Here is a 21,973-nt window from a genome sequence, read left to right on the forward strand (position 1 = left end):
CAAGCTATGAACAAAATGGCTCGGTAAAAACCATTAAAAAATACGAACAATTACATAGGTGGTAAATAATGAAAAAAGCAGATATTTTAGTTTTAGACTTTGGCTCTCAATACACTCAGCTTATAGCAAGACGCTTAAGGGAACAAGGAGTTTATGCAGAAATTTTACCTTTTAATGTAAGCTTAGCCGATATTAAAGCAAAAGAACCAAAAGGTATTATTTTAAGCGGAGGTCCAGCAAGCGTATATGCAACTGATGCGTATTTTTGCGATAAAGGCATATTTGATTTAGGTTTACCTATTCTTGGAATTTGTTATGGTATGCAGCTTATGGCGCATCATTACAAAGCTACAGTTGCACCTGCAGGACATAAAGAATACGGTAAAGCAAACATAGAAGTTAAAAAAGATAGCGCTTTATTTAAAAATCTTCCAAAAAAGCAAACTGTTTGGATGAGTCATTCTGATAAAGTAGAAAATTTACCTCAAGGTTTTGAAGTTTTAGCCACAAGTGAAAATAGCCCTTTTTGTGTTTTTGGAAATGAAGATAAGAAATTTTTTGCCTTACAATTTCACCCAGAAGTGCAACACAGTGAATTTGGCAAAAATATCTTAAAAAATTTTGCTAAATACGCTTGTAATTGTGAAAGTGTTTGGAATATGGGTTCTTTTGCAAAAACTCAAGCAGAAAAAATCCGTGAAGAAGTAGGCAGTGATAAAGTGCTTTGTGCTGTAAGTGGCGGAGTAGATAGTAGTGTAGTTGCTGCACTTTTAGCCAGTGCTATAAAAGAGCAAGTTATAGTAGTTTTTGTAGACAATGGACTTTTAAGGAGCGGAGAAAAAGAACAAGTTGAATTTATGTTTAAAAATACCTTAGGTATCGATCTTATCAGCATTGATGCAAGTGAAATTTTCTTAAGTCGCTTGGCTAATGTTAGAGATCCTGAGCAAAAAAGAAAAATCATAGGAAATACCTTTATAGAAGTTTTTGAAGAAGAAGCAAAAAAACATAAAGATGTAAAATATCTCGCTCAAGGAACACTTTATACTGATATCATAGAAAGTTCTGTTGTAGGTGCAAGCAAAACCATTAAAAGCCATCATAATGTAGGGGGCTTGCCTGAAAAAATGAATCTTAAACTCATAGAGCCTTTAAAAGAAATTTTTAAAGATGAAGTGCGTGCCCTAGGACTTGAGCTTGGACTTAGCAAAGAAGTAGTTTATCGCCATCCTTTCCCTGGACCAGGGCTTGCTATACGCATTATGGGAGAAGTAAATCGCCCTAGCTTAGAACTATTGCGCAAGACTGATGTAATTTTACTTGAAGAACTTAAAAGCACCGGCTGGTATGATAAAACTTGGCAAGCATTTTGCGTACTTTTAAATGTTAAAAGCGTTGGGGTTATGGGGGATAACCGCACTTATGATAATGCAGTTTGTATACGCGTTGTAGATGCAAGTGATGGTATGACAGCTACTTTCTCGCATTTACCTTACGAAGTTTTAGAAAACATAAGTCGCCGTATCATCAATGAAGTAGAAGGTATAAACCGCGTTGTTTATGATATCTCAAGCAAACCACCTGCAACCATAGAATGGGAATGATCCATTTTTTTCTAGCTCTTATTTTTATTATAAAATTTTTATAAAAATAAGGCTAGAATTTATTTAAGAAATTTCAAGGAAGAAATATGCATGGAAAAATAGCTATTTATATGGATTCTACAGGACGTGGAACCGTTACAAACTCAGCAAATACCTTTTTTGACTTCAATCGCCAAATTTGGAATGATAAAAAAAGCATGCCAAGTGTTGGTATGCTTGTGGAATTTAGAACTCTTTCTAGCGAAAAAAAAGCAGAAGACGGCAAGCCCGTTCAAACAAGCAAAACCATAACGGGTATAAAACCTTCAAAATTTCAAGAATTTAAAGAAGGGGATTTTATCACTGAGCATGATTTTTGGAAAACTGATAATGATGATGAATTAGAAGACTTGCAAAACTCAAGAAGAAGTGCTTATATAACAGAACTCTATAGAACAACAGACTTTGACAGTATAGAAAAAATTCCTCTTTCTTTTACTATACCTCAAGCTATACAAAAATATTTTGCCCATGAAATTTTATCCGTAGAAACGCTTCAAGCCAATCTACAAGATGAAAAGGAAATTCCTTGCATACTTGATTATCTTATACTTAAAAGATTTTTATTTAAAGCTTATGATACTTTAATTTTTATGGATAATAGCATAGACCAAACCCAATTTAGCGCATTAAAAAGCATCATGATGCATTTAGAGAATTCATATAAGCAAATGATAGCTGATCAAAAACCAAATATCACTAAAATTTTTAACGAAACTTTTTTATCTTTGCAGTGTCATTACCAAGCTTTAGTAGCCACCATAGATACAAGAAAAAATCGTCTAGCCTCACTTGAAGCACAAATGAAAACTTTACAATCTGAAATAAATCTTAAAAGTAATGCGGCCAATGCAGACCCTGAAAAACTTAAAGCACGGCAAGAAAGATTGGCTAAGCTACAAAAAGAAGCAGAATACTACAGAACAACACTAAAAAGACTTGATGCTATAAGGGAGGATTTTTATAAGAAAAATTACAATATTTTCGAAAATGCTTTTAAGCTTTCACGAGAAAAGCTCTTTAAAAAAATTGTCACAGGTTTAAATCTATGTGCAACCATAATGGATGTTAAAATTTGGCATTTATCTTTAAAATCATCAGGGGTTAAAAATTCTTATTTTACTATGAGCAATATAGAAAATTCTTTCTGTTCTCTTTCTTTTGCAGAACATTACTTAAGTCGCTTAAATAAATCCGCTCTAAATCCTTTTGATCAAAAACTTTTAGTGTATATTCAAAAAATTACAAAAGAACAAAGAAAAAAATTTTTAGTTGTCACATCGGATTTAGATTTATTATGCAAATTAAAAATTGAAAACTTTTCACAAAATCCATATTATTTAGTAAAATACGCACCTAAAAAAGTGAATTATCAGTCTTTAATGCGTGATAACACCTTTGATATAGTCTATATTGATGAAAAACATGTTTGGGAAAATGTTGCCGATATTATTTTACAAGGAAAGCATTTTGACAAATCAGGAAAAACCAAATTTAAACTGATTTAAGACATAGAAATTTAAGCTAAATTAAGTTATAATTTCCTTGCCTAAACAGTTTGTGGTATTTAAAGTGATCCAACACATTTTTATTAACTGCGATTGTGTGATTTACCGTGTTCTGTGGCATCGTTTGAGCTTTGAAAAAAGCGAGAAGTTGCAGCCTTTAAAAATTACCTAGCGGTTTTCTTTGACTTTTTGGGGTCAATCTTTGTTAAACGGCTGTTTGGGTTTAAAAGGAGATATAAATGAAAATAATGATTTTGGGTAGTGGTGCAAGAGAATATTCTATTGCTTTAGCCTTAAGAAGAGTAGACAAAAATTTAGAGTTTTATTTTGCTCCTGGAAATGGCGCTACCGAAAGTCTTGGAACAAATTTAAACCTAAAAGATCCAGTAGTTTTAGCAACCTATGCAAAAGAAAAAGGTTTTGATCTTTGTATAGTAGGAAGTGAAAGTTTTTTAGCTGAAGGTGTTGTAGATATTTTTAAACAACAAGGACTTGCTATTTTTGGGCCAAGTAAAGCTGCTGCAATGCTTGAAACCTCAAAATCTTTTATGAAAAGCTTTCTTAAAAAATACCGTATCAAAACAGCTAAATTTTTAAACACAAATGATATTGAAAAAGCAAAAAATTTTATACATAGTTTAACCCCTCCTATAGTAGTAAAAGCCGATGGACTTTGCGCAGGAAAAGGTGTTATCATAGCTAAGACTCATGAAGAAGCCATAGAAGAAACAGCTAAAATGCTGAGCGGAGAAAGCTTTGGAGATGCTGGAAAACTCGTTGTAATTGAAGAATTTTTAGATGGTTATGAATTAAGCATTTTTGCAGTATGTGATGGCAATGATTTTGTTTTACTTCCTGTAGCACAAGATCATAAAAAATTACTCGATAATGATCAAGGGCCAAATACTGGCGGAATGGGTGCTTACGCTCCTAGCTCTTTGGCGAACGAAAGCTTGCTTAGAAAAGTTCAAAAAGATATTATTTTACCGACTTTAGCAGGCATGAAAAAAGAAGGAGCGGAATTTTGTGGTGTTTTATTTATAGGCGCTATGATCGTTGGAAATAAACCTTATGTATTAGAATTTAATGTTCGCTTTGGAGATCCTGAATGTGAAGTTTTAATGCCTTTAATCGAAAATCCTTTGGAACTTATTTTAGCTGCTACTCAAAGACGCTTAAGACACGCAAAAATCAAAATCAAAAAAGAATTTGCAGTAGGGGTTGTATGCGCGAGTGAAAACTATCCTTACAAAAGTTCACCAAAAAGTGAAATTACTGTAAATAACATTCCTGAAAACTCTCATATCTCTTATGCTGGAGTAAGCCTAGAAGATGGCAAATTAATGGCTGATGGTGGAAGAATTTTGGTTTGCGTTGGCACAGGAAAAAGTATAGAAGAAGCGCAAAAAAATGCTTATAAACTTTGTGATAATGTAAATTTCAAAGGAAAGCAATACAGAAAAGACATCGCTCATCAGGTTCTTAAATGAAAGAAAACTTACAAGACCGCTTAGAGCGTGAAAATCTAAAAATAGCAAGTTTTGGAAAAAGAGTTTTAGCTTTTTTAATCGATGATATGATTATTTCTTTGATTGTGTTTATCATTTTTTATGATCGCCTAATCCAAGCAAAAGATTTATTTGAAACAACTCAAATTATAGGAAATTTTTATCTTGGCTTCATCTTACTTCATTTTAGTTATCAAGCAATTTTTACTTATCTTTATGGGGCGAGTTTGGGAAAAATATTATGCAAAATTATCATCTTGGATGAAAATCTTCTTGACAAACCCAATCTCATCCAAAGTTGCATCAGATCTGCCATAAGACAGGTTAGTGCTATGGCATTTATGCTTGGATTTGCTTGGGCTTTAAGTAATGATTTACGCAAAGCTTGGGAGGATTATCTAGCAAGGACAATAGTAGTCGATGTGGCGTAAATTTTCCCTATTGCTAGGAACTAGCATAGCTTTAAGTGCAGCACAAGTTGATATTTACGCTCTTGATGCAAAAAAAGAAGGTGATATTCTTACTGCAAACAATGATGTTATTATTTTTTCTGATTTTTATTTCATCACTGCCAATAAAGCAATTTACAATGAAAAAACCGGAGATGTTGAGCTTTTTGGCGATGTTAACATCCTAAGGGGACAAAACGAAAGATCACATTCTGATTATGCTAAAATCAACCTAAATTCCAATCAAGCCGATTTTAGTAATTTTTTCTTTTCTAATAATAATCTTGAAGTATGGTTTCAAAGCAAAACAAGCCATCTAAATGATAAAGTCTTTGAAAGTAAAATTTCAGCAGTTTCAAGCTGCAATGTTGAAGATCCTGATTGGGAAATTCGTTTTTCAAAAGGCTGGCTTAACCGGGAAACCAATTTTGTTCATCTTTACAATGCAAGATTATATGTTAAAAATACCCCGGTTTTTTATCTACCTTATTTTGGATTTAGTGCTGATACTCATAGACAAAGCGGACTTTTAATCCCAAAAATCGTTTTAAAAAGTAGCGAAGGCTTATACTATGAACAACCTATTTATATTGCCACTCAAGAAAATTGGGATTTAGAACTTGATCCACAAATTCGAACAAACCGTGGTTTTGGACTTTATTCTACTTTAAGATTTCTTGATTCTCCATATTCAACAGGAGAATTAAATTTTGGTGCTTTTAGAGAAAATAGCTCCTATTTTCACGATGAAAATTTGAAAAACCAAACCCACTATGGAATAGAACTAAAATACTCAAGAGATGATTTAATCAAATCTTTACTCAGTGATAATTTTCAAGAAGGCCTATGGATAGATGCAACCTATCTCAACGATGTGGATTATTTAAATTTAGGAAGTAGGGATTATCGAGATCTTAACTCGCTTGCAACCTCCAAAATCAATTATTTTTTAGCTGATGAAAACAATTTTTACGGAGCTTATGCAAAATATTATATCGACACATCTAAACTTAGCAATAATACAACCTTACAAGAATATCCAAGCTTTCAATATCATAGATTTTTAAATAACCTTTTTGATGAACGCTTGCGTTATTCATTTGATACTTCATTTCATAATTTTTACCGACCTGCTGGTTCTTATGCAAATGAGTTAAATTTAGACTTGCCTATCTCGTATCACAATGCTTTTTTTGGAGACTTTTTACACTTTACTTTCACAGAAAGATTTTATGCTTCTTTTGTAAATTATAGCAACGATCCCGAAAGAAACCATGAGCATTATTTTAGAAACACTCATGATTTTAATCTCTACACCGATCTTTCAAAAGCTTATGAAAATTTCTTTCATACTTTAAATTTAGGGGTGAATTACATTTTGCCAGGAGCAAAATCAGGTAAAATCACGCAAGATTACCTTGAAGAATACGACAAAGAAAACGAACATACAAGTCTTTATGCTGTGCAATATTTCTATAACAACGAAGGACAAAAAAAACTCAAACACAGATTTTCACTTGACTATCTCAATAAACAAAATAAATTCTATGAACTTGAAAATCTTTTAACTTATTATTTTAATGAAAACATCAATCTCAACAGCGAAGTGCTTTACTCTTATGAGCAAAGTCGCTTTACCAATGTCATCAGCCAAATAGAAGTCAATACAAATTCAAAATTTAATTGGATGTTTTCTCATGCTTATCAAAACAATGAGTATGGAAAATATAGCTTTATTGGCACAAGAGCAAATTATATTGCCACACCTAATTACAATTTATTTGGTGGAATTTGGTTTGATACTCAAAGAGCTCATGCAAACATGTGGGAACTTGGCTATACCTACCAAAGAAAATGTTGGAACTATTCTTTAATGTATAGAGAAAGAATCGATCCACAACTCACAAGTGGTGGTATCACAGCTAAAAATCAAAGCGGAGTTTATTTTATTTTCAACTTCTATCCTTTAGGAGGAGTAAAATACGATTTCTCTTTAGCAGAAAGTGAAAACAAAATTTAAAAAGGATGAAATTTGCTAAATATTTTAAAAAATTTTACGAATTTATTATCTGGTAAAAAAGGAAAAATAATGCAATACAGCATAGAAATTAACAAGAATACAGAAATATTTGATATAGATAAAGTCGCCAAACAAGCTGCTGGTGCTGTTTTAATGAGACAAGGCAAAAGCGTTGTTCTAGCTACAGTTGCAAGAGAAGAAAAACAAGTTGAAGAAGATTTTTTACCCCTAACCGTCCAATACATCGAAAAAGCTTATGCCGCGGGAAAAATCCCTGGTGGTTATGTCAAAAGAGAAACCAAGCCAAGTGATGCAGAAACCTTAACAGCACGTATTATCGATAGAAGCTTACGCCCTCTTTTTCCAAAAGGCTATGCTTATCCAACTCAAATCGTTGTGATGGTTCTCTCAGCTGATCCTAAAGTAGATTTGCAAGTAATGAGCTTAAATGCCGCAAGCGTAGCTCTTTATCTTAGTGATATACCTATGAAAGCTCCAGTATGTGGTGTTCGCATAGGAAAGATAGATGGAAATTTCATACTCAATCCAAACAATGAAGAGCTTCAAAATAGCACTCTAGATCTCTATGTAGCAGGTGTAAAAGATGAGCTTTTGATGATAGAAATGAGAGCCTTGCCTGATCAAAAAGAAAATGAAATTTTTATCGAAGCTCCTTATGCTGATGTTTTAACTCAAACCACTTCACAAAATATGAATGAACTTAGCGAAGATGAAATTTTAGAAGCTCTAAATTTAGCTCAAAAAGCTATATTAAATGGTTCAAATGCTTATGAAGAAGCCTTTAGCAAACACAAAAAAAATTCTCAAATCGAACTAAAAAATGAGATTGAACATCCTGAAATTTTAGCTTTTATAGAAAATAATTTCCAAAAACAAATCAAAGAAGCCATCAACCAAATGGCAAAAAGTGAAAGAGCAAGCGAACTAAATAAAATCGCTAAAGAAATTTTAAATCTTGAAATCGCTAAAGACTGGAGTGAAGAAAGTGTATTAAATACCTTAGCTAAAGTCAAACGCAAACTTATTCGTGAGCAAATTTTAAATGAAGGCAAAAGAGCTGATGGTAGAAGTTTAAACGAGGTTCGTCCTATCAGTATAGAAACCAATCTCTTGCCAAACGCTCATGGCTCTTGTCTTTTCACTCGTGGACAAACTCAAGCTCTAGTGGTTGCAACCTTAGGCGGAGAAAACGATGCTCAAATGATAGACTTGCTTACAGAAAAAAATCCTATAAGCGAACGCTTTATGGTAAATTATAATTTTCCAGGTTTTTCAGTAGGCGAAGCAAGTCCTATCAAAGCTCCAGGAAGAAGAGAGCTAGGACATGGAAATTTAGCCAAAAGAGCACTTTATCCAAGCATAGATGAAAACTATCCTTATGTAATCCGCTTAGTCAGTGAAATTTTAGAAAGCAATGGCTCAAGTTCTATGGCAACGGTTTGTGGCGGATCTTTAGCCCTAAAAGCAGCAGGAGTGCCAAGCTTAAAACTTGTTGCAGGAGTAGCCATGGGGCTTATCTTTGAAGATAGCAAATTTGCTGTTTTAACAGATATCATGGGGCTTGAAGATCATGATGGGGATATGGACTTTAAAGTAGCAGGAAGCAAAGACGGCGTTACTGCTCTTCAAATGGATATAAAACTAGGCGGAATCGATCAAGAAACACTAAAACAAGCTTTATACCAAGCCAAAGAAGGAAGAATTCACATCCTAAATATCATGGAAGAAGCTGCCAAAGAAATCGTAGTCAATGAAGAAGTTTTACCTAAACTTGAGCTTTTTAGCGTTGATCCTTCAAAAATCGTTGATATCATAGGGCAAGCTGGAAAAACCATCAAAGAAATCATAGAAAAATTTGGCGTTTCTATAGACTTAGATCGCGAAAAAGGTGAAGTAAAAATAGCAGGTAATCAAAACGAGCAAATCAAAGCCGCAAAAGACTACATCATAAATATCACAAGCTCTCAAAAAGGAACTAAAAAAGGCTCTAAAGACAAAGATATATCAGACTTTGAACTTGGGCAAGAATTTCAAGGTATTATTAAAAAAATCGCTCCTTTTGGAGCCTTTGTGGAACTTAAAAATGGTGTTGATGGTTTATTGCATAGTTCAAAAAGCAAGCATCTTAATTTAAGCGAAAACCAAAGCTTAAAAGTTAAAATCAGCGAAATTAAAAATGGAAAAATTTCTGTGGATTTGTGCGAGTGAGTGAATTTCTAACTCACCCTTTTGAGCCTTTTTTTGACAAGGATTCTAGAATCTTAATTTTAGGATCTTTTCCTTCTATCAAATCAAGACAAGACGGCTTTTATTATCAACACCCAAGAAATCGTTTTTGGCCTATACTAGAAACACTTTTTGATGTAAAATTAGAAAATATCACAGAACAACAAGCCTTTTTAAGAAAAAAACATATCGCTCTTTGGGATGTACTTCAAAGTTGCAAGATAAAAAATTCAGATGATAAAACCATAAGCTATGCAAAAGCCAATGATTTAAACCTGATCCTTTCTCAAGCCAAAATCCAAGCCATTTTTACCACCGGACAAAGTGCTTATAAATTTTTTACTAAATTTCACTCTCATTTAAAAGCCATAGCCCTACCCTCAACTTCTCCTGCAAATTTAAATTTTTCTTTTGAACAGCTTTTACAAAACTATGAAATAATCAAAAAATTTACAAAATAAAAGAATATTTTAATTTTTTAGATTTTAGAATAATTATAAAAATTTAAGGAGTTAAAAATGCCTTTTGTAAATATACGCATCACCAAAGAAAACGGAGAACCTACAACAGAACAAAAACAAGAGCTTATCGCGGGAGTAACGGATTTGCTTGCTAAAGTTTTAAACAAAAACAAAGCCTCAACTGTTGTTATCATCGATGAAATCGATACGGATAATTACGGACTAGGTGGAAAAAGCATCACTCAAGCAAGAAAAGAAAAAAGCTAGTTAATATCTAGCTTTTGTGTGTTATCCTTGAATTCAAATTCCACTCTCTTAGCTCCAAAACCTTTAGCAATAGCTTCTAAAGTATCTTTAGCGCTTTTATGAATTTTGCTTTCTAAATTTTGGATAAGATTTAAAGACAAGTCTTTAACCTCATCTTTGGCTTCTTTTATGAGTTTGTTTTTATCACTTTCGCTAAAACTAATCCCCGTACTATTGATAGAATCGGGCAGTAAAAAAGGCAAAAATTTAGCATTTTTTTCATCATAAAATTTCATATCTATGATGCTGTGTTTGTATCTACACTCTGGCATGATAATCTTATAAGCATCGTCCCCTAAAGGCAAAATATCAAAGTTTTTATCCCTTAAATCATACAAGAAAGTGATCTCAAATTCAAAAATCAAAGCAATCTGTCTTTCACTCAAAGACCATCCTAAAAGATTTTTCCAAATTCCATTAAAAGCGCTATCTTTTTTAGTGACAATCTCTTTACTAAAAACTTGAAAAACACTTAATTCTCCTATGGATTTAAGCTGCATGATATCGCTAAAACTTTGCGTGCTTTTTTCTTCTATTTTAGGGCTTTTATACTGCCTAAAAAGCACTACAAACAAAAGTACAAGTAAAATCATCACTAAAACAAATAAAATCATTTCCATTTTAAACCTTTCTAAATTTATAAACCTTGATTTGAAAAGATATATTTTTTCTCAAACGCTAAGAAAATAAAAGCATTAATGATAAAAATCAAACACACAAAAGCAAAAACAAATTCCACGCTAAAATGAGAAGTCATAAGCCCTCCGCCAAAAGCACCGCAAAAATTTCCCAAAAATTGACAAGTTTGATTAAAACCAAAAATCACACTTAAATTTTTAGCACTCACGCTTTTTTTAAGCAAGGCATTCACACAAGGCAAAAGCCCTCCAAGTCCTACACCTATAAGCAAACGCACGAAAATAAGCGTATAAACATTACTTGCTACAGCCTGCAAGTAAAAGCAAATTCCACAAAATATCAAAGCTCCAAAAATAATCTTACTAGGCCCTATCTTATCAGCGATTTTTCCAAGTTTTGGTGCGAAAAAAAGATTGCTAATCCCACTTGCAGCCACTACTATACCTGCCCAAAGAGCCAAATTTCCACCTTGATGAATTTGCTCAACATAGATACTTAAAATCGGCATCACTCCAAAAGTGCCAAATTGTATCACAAAAGTAGTGATAAAAAGAACGATGATAAGGGTTTTGTTTTCTTTCACTTTTTGAGTATTTTTCTTCGCCTCTTTTTGAATTTTTCTCTCATGGATGAAAAAATAAATCGTCACAAAAGAGCAAGCAATCAAAAAAGCCACCACATCAAAAACCGCACTAATGCTAAAAAATTCAGCCACAAAGCCACCAAACAAAGGTCCAAGCAAACTTCCACTTATAGAAGCCGTAGAAAGAGTTCCTAAAGCATAAGCCACTTTTTCTTTAGGCGCTATCACAGCGATAAACACAACAGCAGCAGAAGTAAAACCTGAAATTATCCCTGTTAAACCCCGCACAAAAACCACTTCTAAAGCACTATGAGCAAAGCTAAGCCATAAGGTTAAAACGGACATCCCAAAACTTGCACGAAGAAGCATATTTTTATAACCATACTTTGCACCCAAAAAAGCCCACAAAGGTGAAAAAACAGCCATAAAAAGCGGAGTGATCCCAAAAGCAAGTCCTGAATAAAACGCTATCTCACTCGTATCAACATGTCCTAGTTCTTTGATATAAAAAGGCAAAATCGGAGCGATTTGACTAAGCCCCATACTTGTGGTAAAAACACCAAACCAACACACAAGCAAAGTTCTATTGAAATTTTCCATGGATTTATTGTATGATATTTTTTATAATTTTTAATTAAAACTCAAGGATAAAAATGAAAAAAATACTCTTTATATGCTTAGGCAATATATGCCGTTCACCTATGGCAGAATTTATCATGAAAGATCTTATCAAAAAAGCAAATTTAGAAAAAGAATTTTTTATAAGCAGTGCTGGAACTTCAGGAGAACACGATGGAGAAGGTATGCACTATGGCACCAAAAACAAGCTTACTCAACTTAACATAGAACACAAAAACTTCAGAAGCAAAAAACTCACTCAAAAGCTTTGCGATGAAAGCGATTTTTTAATCACCATGGACAATTCCAACTTCAAAAATGTTTTAAAAAACTTCACCAACACCCAAAACAAAGTTTTAAAAATCACTGATTTTAGTCCTAGTCTAAACTACGATGAAGTTCCTGATCCTTGGTATAGTGGGAATTTTGATGAAACTTATAAAATTTTATCCCTAGCTTGTAAAAATTTACTTGTTTTTTTATCAAAATAATTTAAAACAACTATATATTACTTCTTGTTTACTTTTTAGGCTTATACTTCTAAACGAACCGAAAAACATTCATAAGAAAAACTCCTTAAAATTACACGCCTAGCTTAAATCCCTTTAGCTAGGCTTTTCTTTAGATGTTTTTATCCTTCGGATTTAAAATTTTTACTATTTTAAGTGCTTCTTAAGAAAAAACTCCAAATTTATGTGCTACAATTACGATGTTTTATTAATTTTTGACAAGGAGAATTCTCATGAAACTAGTTAAACTTAGTTTAGTTGCAGCTCTTGCTGCAGGTGCTTTTTCAGCAGCTAACGCTACTCCACTTGAAGAAGCAATCAAAGATGTTGATGTATCAGGTGTATTAAGATACAGATATGATACAGGTACTTTTGATAAAAATTGGGGAATACCAAATAGCAATTTAAATGACAGCAAACAAGATCACAAATATAGAGCACAAGTTAACTTCAGTGCTGCTATAGCTGATAACTTCAAAGCTTTTGTTCAATTTGACTATAATGCTGCTGATGGTGGTTATGGTGATAATGAAATAAAAAATGATCAAAAAGGACTTTTTGTTCGTCAATTGTACTTAACTTATACAAACGAAGATGTTGCTACAAGCGTAATCGCTGGTAAACAACAACTAAACACTATCTGGACTGACAATGGCATCGATGGTTTAGTTGGAACAGGTGTTAAAGTAGTAAACAAAAGCATCGATGGTTTAACTCTAGCTGCTTTTGCTGTAGATAGCTTCATGGCTGCAGAACAAGGTTCAGATTTAGTAGGAGCAAACCGTAGTGCATTTAACGTAGATTCAATTGGAAATCTTTACGGTGCTGCTGCTATAGGTTCTTATGATATCGCTGGCGGACAATTCAACCCACAATTATGGTTAGCTTACTGGGATCAAGTAGCATTCTTCTATGCTTTAGATGCATCTTATAGCACAACTATCTTTGATGGAATTAACTGGACACTTGAAGGTGCTTACTTAGGAAATAGCCTTGATAGTGAACTTGACAATCCTCAACATGCTAATGGCAATTTATTTGCTTTAAAAGGTAGTATTGAAGTAAATGGTTGGGATGCTAGCCTTGGTGGTTTATACTATGGTGATAAAGAAAAAGCTTCTACAGTTGTAATCGAAGATCAAGGTAATCTTGGCTCTTTACTTGCAGGTGAGGAAATTTTCTATACTACTGGTTCAAGACTAAATGGTGACACTGGTAGAAATATCTTCGGTTATGTAACTGGTGGATATACTTTCAACGAAACAGTTCGCGTTGGTGCTGACTTCGTATACGGTGGAACAAAAACAGAAGCTGCTGGTCATTTAGGTGGTGGCAAAAAGCTTGAAGCTGTTGCAAGAGTAGATTACAAATACTCTCCAAAACTTAACTTCTCAGCGTTCTATTCTTATGTGAACCTAGATGAAGGTGAAAACGCTAAAGAAAATGCTGATCATAGCACTGTAAGACTTCAAGCTCTTTACAAATTCTAAGAAGCTTTCAAGTCTAACTTCAAGGCGGAGTTTTACTCCGCCTTTTTTTATGCCTGATTTTTAAAACTTAAATTTATATAAAATTTTCCCAAGCTAAAAAGCTTTAGGAAAATTAAGACTTAAACCAATTAGCGATTTTTTCAAAAAGCCCTTTTTGCTCTTGATGCATACCATCTTTGATACCAAAACTTTCACTTAGTTTTTCTAAAAGTTCTTTTTGTTCATCGTTTAAAGAAGTTGGAAATTTGATAGAAATTTGAACGATTTGATTTCCTATGCGAGAACTATGAACATCTTTTACTCCTTCTTTTTCAAGAACAAATCTTTGCCCATCTTTAGCACCCTTTGGTAAATTTAAGGTCGCTTCACCGCGTATGGTAGGTACTTTTATACTCTCTCCTAAGATAGCTTGAGTAAAAAACACTGGAAATTCTATATATATATCATCATCATCTCTGATAAAAGTATCATCTTCAGCAGCGATGATCTTAACATACATATCCCCTCTAGTGCCATTTTTTAAGATATTACCTTTAGCATTGACACGAAGTTTCATACCTGTATCTACACCTTCTGGGATATTAAGCTCAACACTATCTTTGCTTTCATTATAACCTAAACCTTTACAATCGCTACATTTTTCACTAGCTTTTTCTCCACTTCCTTGACAATCAGGGCAAGTTTGTGCAAAAGTGATAAAACCTTGAGAAATTCCAACCTGTCCTCTACCTTGACACTTTGGACAAGTTTGAAGTTTTCCATCTTTAGCCCCTGTTCCATTGCAAGTTTTACAAGAACATTTATAAGTAAAGTCTATATTTTTCTTGCAACCAAAAATCGCTTCTTTAAAACTTAATTTTAAATTAACGATAAAATCGGAAGGGATTTTCTCATCATTTGAACTCTTTCTACGACGCGATGATGAGCCAAAGCCTTCTCCAAAAAAACTAGAAAATATATCTCCTAAATCCTCAAAACCACCAAAACCTGAGCTATTAGAACCAAATCCACCGCCTTTTAAAGCATCTTTTCCATATCTATCATAAATAGCTCGCTTTTCATCATTACTTAAAACTTCATAGGCTTCATTAACAAGCTTAAATTTCTCTTCTGCTTCTTTATCGCCTTGGTTTCTATCGGGATGGTATTTTAAAGCCATTTTTCTATAGGCTTTTTTTATGGTTTCTTTATCAGCATTTTGCGTGATTTCAAGAATTTCATAATAACTTATTTCCACATTATTCCTTTAAAAAATTTAAAATTTTGCTAGAATTTTAATCTTAAAAATTCAAAAATCTAATTTTAGCAAAAATAAAATCAATAATTTATCAAATTTTAAATAAAATTATGCAAATATTATAAATCTTAGATAAAATTTAAAGGATACCAAAATGATTAATGTGTTGATGATAGAAGATGATCCTGATTTTGCGCAATTATTATCTGAATATTTAGCGCAGTTTAATATTAAAATCACAAATTTTGAAAATCCTAAAAGTGCTTTAAATGTAGGCGTCCAAGGCTATGATTGTCTAATATTGGATTTAACTTTACCAGGAATTGATGGTCTTGAAGTTTGTAGAGAAATCAGACAAAAAAGTAATATTCCTATTATCATCTCATCAGCTAGAAGTGACTTAAGCGATAAGGTTGTAGGGCTTCAAATTGGTGCTGATGATTATCTCCCAAAGCCTTACGATCCAAAAGAAATGTATGCAAGGATTATGAGTCTTATTCGTCGCACAAAAAGAGTTGAACACGCAAATAATGAAAATATTAATTCCGCTTTCAAAATTGATGAAAGAAGGCATGAGATCACCTATGAAGATAAGGTTTTAACACTTACACCTGCTGAGTTTGAAATTTTGGAATACCTTATCCAACAGCACGGATATAGCGTTTCAAGAGAACAGCTTGTAAGTCGCTGTAAAAACCTAAAAGATAAAGATTCTAAAAGTCTTGATGTTATCATCGGTCGCTTAAGAGTAAAAATAGGAGATAGTTCAAAATCTCCAAAACATATTTTTTCTGTTAGAGGTATAGGATATAAACTAATAGGATGACAAAAAATTATTCTATTTATACCAAGCTAATTATTTTATTTGTTGTTACTTTTTTCTTAGTTTGTGTGCTTTTTATCGTTCTTTTGAAAATAGAAGGAAGTGCTTACAACGAAGAAGAAAGTTTAAAACAAGAAAATCTTATAAAAAATTTACTCATCTCCTATGAAAACACTTCAGGCGCTAAAATAGGTTCCTATCTTGAAAATAGCGGTTTTAATACTATACAAAATCCCTATCTTGTAAAAAGCATAAGAAATAATGGACAATCACTTTTTAAAGCAAATGGAGAATTTTGCACCCTTTCTTCTTTAAAATATCATAGCAATCTTTATTTTGATGTTCAATGTAAAGATTTTGATGGCTTATATGAAGAAAATACTAGCGATAGAGTTTATAATCTTTTATTAATAGGATTTTTTTCTTTTTCTTTGTTGGTTGTTTTTATGTATTTTTCGGTATTAAAATCTTTAGAACCTTTAAAAAAATTAAGAAGGCAAGTTGCTAAAGTTGCAAATGGAGAGCAACCTGATTTTTTAGACTATCAAGAAGATGAAGTAGGCAAAATCGCCTTTGAATTTCAAAAAGCTTTTAAAAAAAATCAAGAATTAATCCAATCAAGACAACTTTTCCTAAGAACAATTATGCATGAGTTAAAAACCCCTATAGGAAAAGGGAGAATCATTTCTGAAATGATCAAAGAAGACAGACAAAAAGAAAGACTTATCGCTATATTTTTACGTATGGATTCTTTGATCAATGAATTTGCCAAAATCGAAAATTTATTTTCAAAAAACTACAACTTACACTTTAAACCTAGTCGTTTTAGCACTATACTTGAGGAAGCTAAAGAACACCTTATGAGAGATGATTTTAATAAAGTTGTAAAAGTCGATATAAGATATGATGCTTTAATCAATGTTGATATGGAAATTTTCTCTGTAATTTTAAAAAATCTTATCGATAATGCCTTAAAATACTCAAACAATGGCACTTGTGAGCTTTTTTGTTGCAAAGAATGTTTTACCATTAAAAATCCAGGCAAGCCTTTAGCAGAGCCTATAGAACATTATCTTGAAGCTTTTACAAGAGAAAAACACAATCAGGTCAAAGGTATGGGGCTAGGACTTTATATAGTTTCAGAGGTATGCAAACTGCATAATTTTGATTTGATTTATTTTTATGATGATGGAAAGCATTGTTTTAAAATTTTCTTTGGAGATAAAGAAAAATAATGGCAAAAGGCCTAGAAAAATTCAACGAACTTGTTGAAAGTTTTGCAAATTTACCTACCATAGGGAAAAAAACTGCCATAAGGCTTGCTTATCACCTTTGCATAAATAATAAAATCGATGGTATGAAACTCGCACACAATATAGAAAATGCTATCCGCTTTATAAAACCTTGTGAGCAATGCGGTGCTTTAAGCGAAAATGAGCTTTGCGAAATTTGCAGCGATGAAGAAAGAAATAAAAACATTTTATGTATAGTTGAAAGTCCAAAAGATATACTAACACTCGAAGAGAGTCAAAGCTACAATGGGCTATATTTTGTTTTAGATGAGTTAAATGAAGAAAAACTTGAAAAACTAAAGCAAATCATACTTAAGCTAAATATCTCTGAGCTCATTTTTGCATTGACACATAGCATTAATTCTGATGCAACTATCTTTTTTATAGAAGATAAATTTAAAGGCTTAAACCTAACTTTTAGTAAAATCGCTCAAGGAATTCCAAGTGGTGTAAATTTAGAAAATGTGGATTTAATCTCTTTAAATAAAGCTATGAATTTTAGAACAAAAATTTAGTAATTTTTATAAGAAATATCGGCTAATTCTTGCAAAGAAAAATCCGCAATCTTTTCATAAACAAAACCTTCCTTGCTTAAAAAATCAAGTAAAGTTTTTTCCATGATTTTAGCCCCTTGTATAAGCTCATTTGAGAGCTTAAAACTCATCGCTTCAATACGCTTTGGCACACAAGCTAAGATGTGTGTTTTAGGCAAATCTCCTGCAAGTTCCATGTATTGTAAGGTTTGAAGCATTTCTATTTCATGAGCACTTCCACTCCAGCTAATTTTATTAGGCATAGCATCATAAGGAAAGAAAAATACATCTCCTATACTCGCATCTTGCGCTTCTATGCAGTCTAAAACGATAAGTCTATCGTACCTAGCGATGATATAGCTAAGCTGCAAAGCCAAAGTTCCACCATCAATAAAATCTAAAGTAAATTTAGGATGAGTAAATTTGTAGTTTTTTTCAAGTTGTTTGCAAAGATGAACGCCTAAGCCTTCATCTGCAAACATGATATTGCCTATTCCAAGGACTAAGAATTTCAATGCTTTTCTTCTTTTACAAATTTATATCCGCTAATAATAGCATCCATAGCACCATCTTTACCTTTTACTGCGTTAAAAATCGCCATGTAAATATGTACTGGTACAAAAATCATAATCACCCACATCAAAATTCTATGATAAGTTCTTACATCAGCCAAACCGCCCATTGCAGCTTCAAGTGGTCTTAAAATATGATATAAAAGCCCACCTAAGCCCTCATGGTAAGTATGAGTATAAAGAATAAGCCCTGTAAGAATGATACCTAGCATCACAAGATAAAAGAAAAAATAAGTTACAAATTGCAAAGGATTATAAACCCCTTTTAAATGTGGATGTTTTCCTAAGAAAATGTAAAATTTTACTTGTTCTATCCATAATTTGATATTAAAAATATCCCATGCACTTCTGCGTTCTTTTGCACTTACCTTATCGCAAAAAAACAAATACACCTTAAAAATAATACAAGCGATTAAAACAAAACCCACCGCTTGATGTACTAAACGGTATTTTGCTTGCATAAATTTTACAGGTTCGCCGTTACTAATAGGACTTTGAAACACATAAGAAAGATAATACCCTGTGCCAATAAGAATCACTATAGCAATAGCTCTTATCCAGTGTGTTAAACGCAAACCTATGCTAAATTCATATTCAGCTTTTCTTTGCAATTTTTCTTCTTTGTTTTGCATGAAAGCCTCCTTATAAATTGACATTCACTTTATATTCGCTTAGATTATTGCCCTTAGTATCCATTACATGCACCGCACAAGCAATACAAGGATCATAAGAGTGAATTTTTCTAATAATTTCAAGCGGTTGTTTTACATCAGCGATTTTAAGTCCTATCAAACATTGCTCATAACTTCCACCTACGCCATTTGCGTCTTTTGGACTTGCATTCCAAGTAGAAGGCACCACAGCTTGCCAGTTTTCAATGACGCCATTTTTAATTCTACACCAATGACTTAATGTTCCGCGTGGCACATGCCCCATATAGCGTCCTTTGTATTCTTTAGAATTATCGATCACATAAGGCGCGCAAGTACTCTGATCTACTTTTAAATTTTCAACTAAATTATTAAACGCTTTTAAAGCATTATTTGCAACGATTTTTGCTTCAATACAACGAGCAGCTGTTCTTCCAAGTGTACTAAATACAGCATTTAAAGGAAGTCCTGTTTCTTTTAAGAACTCATCTACCACAGGAACAACATTTTGATTACCTTTGGCATAATTTACAACGATATTTGCTAAAGGTCCTACTTGCATAGGGTTTCCTTCATAGCGTGGAGCTTTAATCCAACTATATTTACCCTTAGTATCAAACACTTTAGAATGAACATTATTTCCATGATGATCTACGCTTTCTCCATCTACAAGTCCTGTATAATTTGGATTTGTTTTGCCATCATAAGGATGTAAAGGTTCATTGTCTGCATACCAAGAATGAGTTGCCTCTTCAGTAATCTTATCTTCTTCTACTTCATAAACCTTGCTTAAATCTCCATTTTTGATAATACCACTTTCAAAAAGCCATTCATCTCTTCCGAGTTGGAATTCTTTAAAGGTGTAAAGATTATTTACCCCTATATCATTTAAAACACTTGCTTCATGTGCATAAGCTTTTCCTGCCATCACAAGATCAGGATAATACGCACGATTAACAAAGTCTTGTACTTCTTGGAATTTAACCATATATTCACCCATTCTTGCAGGATCAAGTAAATCCATAACGCAAGTTACACCACCAACAGTTAAGCTTTGTGGATGTGGATTTTTAGCTCCAAAAATCGCCATACATTGAGCAATGATTCTTTGGATTCTTAAACATTCTAAATAGTGAGAAAGAACGATTAAATTTTGCTCAGGACTTAAACGATAAGTTGGGTGACCATAGTACGCATTAGCAAAAGGTCCTAAATTTCCTTTATCTACGAAAGTTTTAAGTCTTTGTTGCACTTCAAGAAGTTTATCTGCACCTGTTGCATAAGGATTTGGAGTGTATTTAAAAGCTTCATCGCTTGCTTTTTTAACATCAGCACTTAAAGCACTTACCACATCAGCCCAATCAAGCCCATGAAGTTGATAAAAATGTACAATATGATCGTGTAAGAATAAAGCCGCATTCATTAAAGTTCTTGTTAAAAGGGCATTTAAAGGCGGAGTAATACCTAAAGCATTTTCAACAGCAACTATACCTGCTTTATAATGTGAAAAAGTACAAACTCCACAAATTCTTTGTGTCATAAAACCCGCATCTCTTGGATCACGCCCTTTTACTATGGTTTCAATACCACGCCACAAAGTAGAGCCAGCATAAGCTTCTTTTACCACATTGTTATCATCAACAACAACTTCAACTCTTAAATGCCCTTCAATTCTTGTAATAGGATCTACGATTATTTTTTGACTCATTTTTATTCCTTATCTTTTTGCATGGAAGATATAACTGCGTGCGCTGCTATAGCAACACCTGTGAGCGTAAGCACGCCTATGCCGATTTTATCTGAAACACTATCCGCGCCCAAACCAAAAACAGTATCAAATTTACGACTAGCCATAGGCTCCTCAAAAGGTCCCATAGTATCCCAAAAATCAGGCTCGGAACAACCTATACAACCATGCCCTGCTTGGATAGGCCAAGAAGTGTGCTGGTTAAATCTCTCTCTTGAACAGTTATTGAAAGTATAAGGCCCTTTACAGCCTACTTTATAAAGACAAAAACCTTGTTTTGCTCCTTCATCTCCAAAGGCATGCACAAATTCACCCGCATCAAAATGTCCGCGTCTTTCACAAAGATCATGAATTCTTAAGCCATAAGCCCATTTTGGCCTATTATATACATCAAGTGCTGGTAACTCACCAAATAATAAATAATGAAGCACATTACCCACTATATTTTTTTCACTTGGAGGACAGCCGGGAACATTGATCACAGTTTTGCTTGTTACTTTACTTAAAGGCTGCGCATTACTAGGATTTGGTCTTGCTGCTTGGATTCCTCCAAAGCTAGAACAGGTTCCTATAGCAAAAATAGCCAAAGCATTTTCACTTGCCATTTTTGAAAGCTCATAGCCTGTTTTTCCATGTGCACCTATGGTTAAAAAATGCTCTGTATCACCCATAGGGATGCCACCTTCAACCATTAAAATGTATTTATTTTTATGTTTTTGAATGGCACTTTCTAAATTTTCTTCAGCTTGCCAACCTGCTGCAGCCATCACTGTTTCGTGATATTCTAAAGAAATATAATCAAAAATCAAACTATCAATCGTTGGAGTATCACTTCTTAACAAACTCTCACTACAGCCTGTACACTCAGCCATATGAAGCCACACAACAGGAAGTCTATCAGCAAGTTCAGCAGCTTTTGCTACCATAGGAGTAAAACTCGCTGGTAAAGCCAAAAATGCCGTCATAGCACCTGCCCATTTCATAAAATCCCTTCTAGAAAAACCTGACTTTTCTAATGCTTTTGCAATGCTATCATTGTCTTTTAAAGAAGGAAGCTTTTCAAGAGCCGATAAACGCGACTCTATTTGATGATAATCAATCATTATATTTCCTTTATAATATGAAATTTATTCTCTAT

At 33.2% G+C, this 21,973-nt stretch carries 20 protein-coding genes; 13 read left to right on the plus strand and 7 right to left on the minus strand.

Annotation, left to right across the window (positions count from 1 at the left end):
* Positions 1 to 68: 68 nt before the first annotated feature.
* From guaA to AJ881_RS06900, 8 genes are all read left to right on the plus strand, one after another.
* Positions 69 to 1,604, plus strand: a complete 1,536-nt coding sequence (gene guaA / locus AJ881_RS06865; protein WP_044779041.1) for a glutamine-hydrolyzing GMP synthase — start codon at positions 69 to 71, stop codon at positions 1,602 to 1,604.
* 86 nt (positions 1,605 to 1,690) lie between these two features.
* The gene (locus tag AJ881_RS06870) at positions 1,691 to 3,151 is read left to right on the plus strand and encodes a hypothetical protein (RefSeq protein WP_002871009.1); all 1,461 of its coding nucleotides are present in this window, start codon (positions 1,691 to 1,693) and stop codon (positions 3,149 to 3,151) included.
* A 239-nt stretch (positions 3,152 to 3,390) separates the two neighbouring features.
* Positions 3,391 to 4,641 (plus strand): phosphoribosylamine--glycine ligase, encoded by a 1,251-nt coding sequence (gene purD / locus AJ881_RS06875; RefSeq protein ID WP_070283097.1) that lies wholly within the window; start codon positions 3,391 to 3,393, stop codon positions 4,639 to 4,641.
* Positions 4,638 to 5,090 (plus strand): RDD family protein, encoded by a 453-nt coding sequence (locus tag AJ881_RS06880; protein WP_002871012.1) that lies wholly within the window; start codon positions 4,638 to 4,640, stop codon positions 5,088 to 5,090. The genes purD and AJ881_RS06880 overlap by 4 nt, the downstream gene beginning before the upstream one ends.
* Complete coding sequence (locus tag AJ881_RS06885; protein WP_070283096.1) at positions 5,080 to 7,128, plus strand: LPS-assembly protein LptD; 2,049 nt, start codon at positions 5,080 to 5,082, stop codon at positions 7,126 to 7,128. The genes AJ881_RS06880 and AJ881_RS06885 overlap by 11 nt, the downstream gene beginning before the upstream one ends.
* Before the next feature lie 69 nt (positions 7,129 to 7,197).
* Positions 7,198 to 9,357, plus strand: coding sequence for a polyribonucleotide nucleotidyltransferase (locus AJ881_RS06890; RefSeq protein ID WP_070283127.1), 2,160 nt, complete (start codon positions 7,198 to 7,200; stop codon positions 9,355 to 9,357).
* On the plus strand, positions 9,354 to 9,836 hold the full coding sequence (locus AJ881_RS06895; protein ID WP_070283095.1) for a DNA-deoxyinosine glycosylase: 483 nt from the start codon (positions 9,354 to 9,356) through the stop codon (positions 9,834 to 9,836). The genes AJ881_RS06890 and AJ881_RS06895 overlap by 4 nt, the downstream gene beginning before the upstream one ends.
* Before the next feature lie 57 nt (positions 9,837 to 9,893).
* Positions 9,894 to 10,103, plus strand: a complete 210-nt coding sequence (locus AJ881_RS06900; protein WP_070252816.1) for a 2-hydroxymuconate tautomerase family protein — start codon at positions 9,894 to 9,896, stop codon at positions 10,101 to 10,103.
* On the opposite strand, the gene AJ881_RS06905 is transcribed toward AJ881_RS06900, so the two are convergent.
* Together AJ881_RS06905 and AJ881_RS06910 are read right to left on the minus strand one after the other, a co-directional pair.
* Positions 10,100 to 10,762, minus strand: coding sequence for a DUF4230 domain-containing protein (locus AJ881_RS06905; protein ID WP_002859315.1), 663 nt, complete (start codon positions 10,760 to 10,762; stop codon positions 10,100 to 10,102). The genes AJ881_RS06900 and AJ881_RS06905 overlap by 4 nt on opposite strands.
* Positions 10,763 to 10,779: 17 nt before the next feature.
* On the minus strand, positions 10,780 to 11,964 hold the full coding sequence (locus tag AJ881_RS06910) for an MFS transporter (RefSeq protein ID WP_070283094.1): 1,185 nt from the start codon (positions 11,962 to 11,964) through the stop codon (positions 10,780 to 10,782).
* Between the two features lie 53 nt (positions 11,965 to 12,017).
* On the opposite strand from AJ881_RS06910, the gene AJ881_RS06915 reads away from it, so the two are divergent.
* Both AJ881_RS06915 and AJ881_RS06920 read left to right on the plus strand, forming a co-directional pair.
* A complete protein-coding gene (locus AJ881_RS06915; RefSeq protein ID WP_070283093.1) occupies positions 12,018 to 12,473 on the plus strand; it encodes a low molecular weight protein-tyrosine-phosphatase in 456 nt (151 codons plus the stop codon).
* 251 nt (positions 12,474 to 12,724) lie between these two features.
* Entirely contained in the window at positions 12,725 to 13,981 is a 1,257-nt protein-coding gene (locus tag AJ881_RS06920) for a major outer membrane protein (RefSeq protein WP_070285352.1), read from the plus strand.
* Between the two features lie 112 nt (positions 13,982 to 14,093).
* Here AJ881_RS06920 and dnaJ read toward each other — a convergent pair whose 3' ends face one another.
* On the minus strand, positions 14,094 to 15,218 hold the full coding sequence (gene dnaJ, locus AJ881_RS06925) for a molecular chaperone DnaJ (RefSeq protein WP_044780120.1): 1,125 nt from the start codon (positions 15,216 to 15,218) through the stop codon (positions 14,094 to 14,096).
* A 154-nt stretch (positions 15,219 to 15,372) separates the two neighbouring features.
* Here dnaJ and AJ881_RS06930 point away from each other — a divergent pair, with 154 nt between their 5' ends.
* From AJ881_RS06930 to recR, 3 genes are read left to right on the plus strand one after another with little or no spacing between them, the layout of a single operon-like run.
* Positions 15,373 to 16,044 (plus strand): response regulator transcription factor, encoded by a 672-nt coding sequence (locus AJ881_RS06930; protein WP_070283091.1) that lies wholly within the window; start codon positions 15,373 to 15,375, stop codon positions 16,042 to 16,044.
* Complete coding sequence (locus tag AJ881_RS06935; protein WP_070283090.1) at positions 16,041 to 17,276, plus strand: ArsS family sensor histidine kinase; 1,236 nt, start codon at positions 16,041 to 16,043, stop codon at positions 17,274 to 17,276. The genes AJ881_RS06930 and AJ881_RS06935 overlap by 4 nt, the downstream gene beginning before the upstream one ends.
* On the plus strand, positions 17,276 to 17,848 hold the full coding sequence (gene recR, locus AJ881_RS06940) for a recombination mediator RecR (RefSeq protein WP_070283089.1): 573 nt from the start codon (positions 17,276 to 17,278) through the stop codon (positions 17,846 to 17,848). The genes AJ881_RS06935 and recR overlap by 1 nt, the downstream gene beginning before the upstream one ends.
* Here the strand turns inward: recR and AJ881_RS06945 are convergent.
* From AJ881_RS06945 to AJ881_RS06960, 4 genes are read right to left on the minus strand one after another with little or no spacing between them, the layout of a single operon-like run.
* Positions 17,845 to 18,381 carry a HyaD/HybD family hydrogenase maturation endopeptidase gene (locus tag AJ881_RS06945; RefSeq protein ID WP_070283088.1) on the minus strand — a complete coding sequence of 179 codons (537 nt, stop codon included), beginning with the start codon at positions 18,379 to 18,381 and terminating at the stop codon, positions 17,845 to 17,847. The genes recR and AJ881_RS06945 overlap by 4 nt on opposite strands.
* Positions 18,378 to 19,070 (minus strand): Ni/Fe-hydrogenase, b-type cytochrome subunit, encoded by a 693-nt coding sequence (gene cybH, locus AJ881_RS06950; RefSeq protein WP_070283087.1) that lies wholly within the window; start codon positions 19,068 to 19,070, stop codon positions 18,378 to 18,380. Before cybH ends, AJ881_RS06945 begins: the two co-directional genes overlap by 4 nt.
* 10 nt (positions 19,071 to 19,080) lie before the next feature.
* On the minus strand, positions 19,081 to 20,796 hold the full coding sequence (locus AJ881_RS06955; protein ID WP_002861960.1) for a nickel-dependent hydrogenase large subunit: 1,716 nt from the start codon (positions 20,794 to 20,796) through the stop codon (positions 19,081 to 19,083).
* 2 nt (positions 20,797 to 20,798) lie between these two features.
* Positions 20,799 to 21,938, minus strand: coding sequence for a hydrogenase small subunit (locus AJ881_RS06960; RefSeq protein ID WP_002861961.1), 1,140 nt, complete (start codon positions 21,936 to 21,938; stop codon positions 20,799 to 20,801).
* Between the last annotated feature and the right edge of the window lie 35 nt (positions 21,939 to 21,973).

Origin of the sequence: Campylobacter sp. BCW_6460 (genome assembly GCF_001762705.1) — a bacterium.
GTDB classification, from domain to species: domain Bacteria; phylum Campylobacterota; class Campylobacteria; order Campylobacterales; family Campylobacteraceae; genus Campylobacter_D; species Campylobacter_D jejuni.

Coding starts and splice junctions, on each gene's coding strand:
- guaA (WP_044779041.1), top strand. CDS start 69: ATGAAAAAAGCAGATATTTTAGTTTTAGACTTTGGCTCTCAATACACT.
- AJ881_RS06870 (WP_002871009.1), top strand. CDS start 1,691: ATGCATGGAAAAATAGCTATTTATATGGATTCTACAGGACGTGGAACC.
- purD (WP_070283097.1), top strand. CDS start 3,391: ATGAAAATAATGATTTTGGGTAGTGGTGCAAGAGAATATTCTATTGCT.
- AJ881_RS06880 (WP_002871012.1), top strand. CDS start 4,638: ATGAAAGAAAACTTACAAGACCGCTTAGAGCGTGAAAATCTAAAAATA.
- AJ881_RS06885 (WP_070283096.1), top strand. CDS start 5,080: ATGTGGCGTAAATTTTCCCTATTGCTAGGAACTAGCATAGCTTTAAGT.
- AJ881_RS06890 (WP_070283127.1), top strand. CDS start 7,198: ATGCAATACAGCATAGAAATTAACAAGAATACAGAAATATTTGATATA.
- AJ881_RS06900 (WP_070252816.1), top strand. CDS start 9,894: ATGCCTTTTGTAAATATACGCATCACCAAAGAAAACGGAGAACCTACA.
- AJ881_RS06905 (WP_002859315.1), bottom strand. CDS start 10,762: ATGGAAATGATTTTATTTGTTTTAGTGATGATTTTACTTGTACTTTTG.
- AJ881_RS06910 (WP_070283094.1), bottom strand. CDS start 11,964: ATGGAAAATTTCAATAGAACTTTGCTTGTGTGTTGGTTTGGTGTTTTT.
- AJ881_RS06915 (WP_070283093.1), top strand. CDS start 12,018: ATGAAAAAAATACTCTTTATATGCTTAGGCAATATATGCCGTTCACCT.
- AJ881_RS06920 (WP_070285352.1), top strand. CDS start 12,725: ATGAAACTAGTTAAACTTAGTTTAGTTGCAGCTCTTGCTGCAGGTGCT.
- AJ881_RS06930 (WP_070283091.1), top strand. CDS start 15,373: ATGATTAATGTGTTGATGATAGAAGATGATCCTGATTTTGCGCAATTA.
- AJ881_RS06935 (WP_070283090.1), top strand. CDS start 16,041: ATGACAAAAAATTATTCTATTTATACCAAGCTAATTATTTTATTTGTT.
- recR (WP_070283089.1), top strand. CDS start 17,276: ATGGCAAAAGGCCTAGAAAAATTCAACGAACTTGTTGAAAGTTTTGCA.
- cybH (WP_070283087.1), bottom strand. CDS start 19,070: ATGCAAAACAAAGAAGAAAAATTGCAAAGAAAAGCTGAATATGAATTT.
- AJ881_RS06955 (WP_002861960.1), bottom strand. CDS start 20,796: ATGAGTCAAAAAATAATCGTAGATCCTATTACAAGAATTGAAGGGCAT.
- AJ881_RS06960 (WP_002861961.1), bottom strand. CDS start 21,938: ATGATTGATTATCATCAAATAGAGTCGCGTTTATCGGCTCTTGAAAAG.